The organism is Oleiphilus sp. HI0066 (genome assembly GCF_001635725.1).
Window position 1 is genome coordinate 1 of the sequence record NZ_LWFH01000715.1, and the last position, 891, is coordinate 891.

Annotated in this window: 1 protein-coding gene; it reads left to right on the forward strand. The window is 44.9% G+C overall.

Going from position 1 to position 891, the window contains the following annotated elements; genetic code table 11:
* Positions 1-869: carboxylesterase (locus A3738_RS08860; protein ID WP_068763538.1), on the forward strand; the 869-nt coding region annotated here is incomplete at its 5' end.
* Positions 870-891 lie beyond the last annotated feature (22 nt).

Sequence of the window (891 nt, forward strand, 5' to 3'; positions counted from 1 at the left end):
CCTATAGCTTTTCAGATTTAGGCAACACTATGGCTGAGCAAGGTTTCTATGTGCAGTCACTTTTGCTTCCCGGGCATGGTAGTAAGCCTGAGGATCTCATGTTGCCTAGCTATGAAGACTGGCAAACGATCGTTGACCATTACGCCGAGCNATTAAAGGGAGAATACGATGAAGTATGGCTAGGCGGTTTTTCAACCGGAGCCAACCTTATTACCATCAACACGATAGAACGCGGCAATGTAGATGGGCTGATTTTAGTTTCACCCGGTTATCAATCACGTGCACCAATACTCGAGAAATTCGCGCCTTTTGTCTCTCTGTTTGTGGATGGCTACAAAACCGAAGAGCAAAATTTAGCACGCTATACCTCGGCACCGATTAACGGTGCGATCGCCTATTCCGAAAGTGCGCAACGTGTGCGTGATCTGCTTGAAGAAAATACCATTTCTGTACCTGCTCTATTAATTATGAGTGAAGCAGATAGCGTGATTGACCCTGAAGAAACACAAGAATTGTTTAGCCAGCATTTCAATCATCCAACTAATCAAACCATTTGGTATGGTGAGTCCCGTTTCGACGAACCAAGTATCTTGTTTGAATCGATGCGTATTGCTGACAAACGTATAAGTACTGGATCGCATATGAGCCCACTATTTGCGCCCTCTAACTTTTACTACGGCGAGCAAGCAGAGAGAACCATGTGTTTGAATAGTATGAGCTTGCGAGATCTTAAGCACTGCAACGATGGCCGCGAAGTATGGTACTCAGCATGGGGCTATACAGAAAAAGGTAAAGTACATGCCCGCTTAACCTACAACCCGTATTATGCTGAGCTGGAATCAACAATTAGCGAAATGGCTGAGTTATAACGCGGTGTAACTGGAGAAAAGG